Source organism: Ligilactobacillus apodemi DSM 16634 = JCM 16172 (assembly GCF_001434405.1).
GTDB classification, from domain to species: domain Bacteria; phylum Bacillota; class Bacilli; order Lactobacillales; family Lactobacillaceae; genus Ligilactobacillus; species Ligilactobacillus apodemi.
In genome coordinates, this window is record NZ_AZFT01000029.1 from 1 (window position 1) to 3,097 (window position 3,097).

The 3,097-nt window shown below is 49.0% G+C and carries 1 protein-coding gene; it reads left to right on the forward strand.

The features are described from left to right. Nucleotides 1-3,097: hypothetical protein (locus FC32_RS10700; RefSeq protein WP_056957237.1), on the forward strand; the 3,097-nt coding region annotated here is incomplete at both ends.

Consider the following 3,097-nt stretch of genomic DNA (forward strand, 5'->3'; position numbering starts at 1 on the left):
GCAAGTCAAGCAGACTCAATAGCAAGTTCTGCCGCTTCAGTCGCCAATAATGCAGCTAGTGAAGCAAATAGCTATGCAAGTGCGGGTAACAAGGATAAAGCATCTAGCGCAGCTTCAGTTGCAAGTTCCGCTGCCGCAGTGGCAAGTGAAGCTGAAAGTACAGCCAGTTCGGCCGCAAGTGAAGCAATCAAGAATGATGAGATCGCTAAGAAAGCAGCCGAAGATGCCGCTAACTTTGCGGATCAAGCACAAGCAGCTTTAGATGATGTAAATCAAGCAAAAGAAGACGCGCAAAAGGCAGCCGATCAAGAAGATGCTGACAACTCAGCTAGTGATGCCAATAAATCATCTGAAGCAGCAGACTCCTCAAGTGTAAAAACTAGCGAATATGCTTCAATAGCAAGTTCTGCCGCTAATGAAGCCCATAGCTATGCTGATAATGCCTCAGAAAGTGCAAGTCAAGCCTCTGAAGCTGCTTCAAACGCCGATAGTACAGCCAAAGATGTAGCAAATATGGCGAGTGAACGCCCAGATAATGCCAGTGTCGCTAGTGCCGCTTCCACCGCATCAAGTGCTGCCAGTGTAGCTAGCTCAGCTGCTAGTGCCTCATCTAGTGCCGCCAGCGTAGCAAGCTCAGCCGCTGATGAAGCAACAAAGAACTATGAAGATGCAAGCCAAGCAGACTCAATAGCAAGTTCTGCCGCTTCAGTCGCCAATAGTGCCGCTAGTGAAGCAAATAGCTATGCAAGTGCAGGTGACAAGGACAAAGCATCTAGCGCAGCTTCAGTGGCAAGTTCTGCTGCCGCAGTGGCCAGTTCCGCTGAAAATACAGCCAGTTCAGCTGCAGACGAAGCAATTAAGAATGATGAGATCGCTAAGAAAGCAGCCGAAGATGCCGCTAACTTTGCAGATCAAGCGCAAGCAGCTTTAGCTGACGTAAATCAAGCAAAAGAAGACGCTCAAAAAGCAGCCGATCAAGAAGATGCTGACAACTCAGCTAGTGATGCCAATAAATCATCTGAAGCAGCAGACACCTCAAGTATAAAAATAAGTGAATATGCTTCAATAGCAAGTTCTGCCGCTAATGAAGCCCATAGCTATGCTTCTAATGCCTCAGAAAGTGCAAGTCAAGCATCCAGTGTAGCATCTACGGCGGATAGTACAGCTCAAGACATCGCAGACCTAGCAAGTGAACGACCGAATAATGCTGGTGTAGCTAGTGCCGCTTCCACCGCTTCTAGTGCTGCGAGTGTAGCAAGTTCCGCAGCTAGTGCCTCATCTAGTGCCGCAAGCGTAGCCAGTTCCGCAGCCGATGAAGCAACGAAGAACTACGAAGAAGCAAGCCAAGCAGACTCAGTAGCAAGTTCCGCAGCTTCAACAGCTAATAGTGCAGCCAGCGAAGCAAATAGTTATGCGCAAGCAGGTGACAAGGACAAAGCATCTAGTGCCGCTTCAGTTGCAAGCTCAGCTGCCGCAGTGGCAAGTTCCGCCGAAAGTACAGCCAGCTCAGCCGCAAGTGAAGCAATCAAGAACGATGAGATCGCTAAGAGCGCAGCCGAAGAAGCCGCAAACTTAGCTGATCAAGCAAACGATGCCTTGGATGATGTAAATCAAGCTAAGGATGACGCTCAAAAAGCAGCAGACCAAGAAGATGCCGATAAGTCAGCAAGCGATGCGGATAAATCAGCGAGTGAAGCAGATTTCTCAAGTGTGAAGACCAGTGAATATGCCTCCACTGCAAGTTCCGCTGCCAGTGAAGCACATAGTTATGCTTCCGATGCCTCAGAAAGTGCAAGTCAAGCATCTAATGCAGCTTCAAACGCTGATAGTACAGCCAAAGATGTAGCAGATTTAGCAAGTGAATATCCAAATAATGCCGGTGTATCCAGTGCCGCTTCAACTGCTTCGAGTGCAGCCAGTGTGGCAAGTTCTGCGGCTTCAGCATCATCGAGTGCAGCCAGTGTGGCAAGTTCTGCCGCTGATGAAGCAACGAAGAACTACGAAGATGCAAGCCAATCCGATTCAGTAGCAAGTTCCGCTGCTTCAACAGCCAATAGTGCAGCCAGTGAAGCAAATAGTTACGCTCAAGCAGGCGATAAGGACAAAGCCTCTAGCGCTGCAAGCGTAGCAAGTTCTGCTGCAGCAGTGGCAAGTTCCGCCGAAAGTATAGCCAGCTCAGCCGCAAGTGAAGCAATCAAGAACGACGAGATTGCTAAGAGCGCAGCCGAAGAAGCCGCAAACTTAGCTGATCAAGCAAACGATGCCTTGGATGATGTAAATCAAGCAAAAGATGACGCACAAAAGGCGATCAATCAAGCTGACGCAGATAAGTCCGCTAGTGATGCCGACAACTCAGCGAGCGAAGCAGATTCCTCAAGTGTGAAGACGAGTGAATATGCGTCAACCGCAAGTTCTGCTGCCAGTGAAGCACATAGTTATGCTTCCGATGCCTCAGAAAGTGCAAGTCAAGCATCTAATGCAGCTTCAAACGCTGATAGTACAGCCAAAGATGTAGCAGATTTAGCAAGTGAATATCCAAATAATGCCGGTGTATCCAGTTCCGCTTCAACTGCTTCGAGTGCAGCCAGTGTGGCAAGTTCTGCGGCTTCAGCATCATCGAGTGCAGCCAGTGTGGCAAGTTCTGCGGCTGATGAAGCAACGAAGAACTATGAAGATGCAAGTCAAGCAGACTCAATAGCAAGTTCTGCCGCTTCAGTCGCCAATAATGCAGCTAGTGAAGCAAATAGCTATGCAAGTGCGGGTAACAAGGATAAAGCATCTAGCGCAGCTTCAGTTGCAAGTTCCGCTGCCGCAGTGGCAAGTGAAGCTGAAAGTACAGCCAGTTCGGCCGCAAGTGAAGCAATCAAGAATGATGAGATTGCTAAGAGCGCAGCCGAAGAAGCCGCAAACTTAGCCGATCAAGCAAACGATGCTTTGGATGATGTAAATCAAGCAAAAGATGACGCACAAAAGGCGATCGATCAAGCTGACGCAGATAAGTCCGCTAGTGATGCCGACAACTCAGCGAGCGAAGCAGATTCCTCAAGTGTGAAGACGAGTGAATATGCGTCAACCGCAAGTTCCGCTGCCAGTGAAG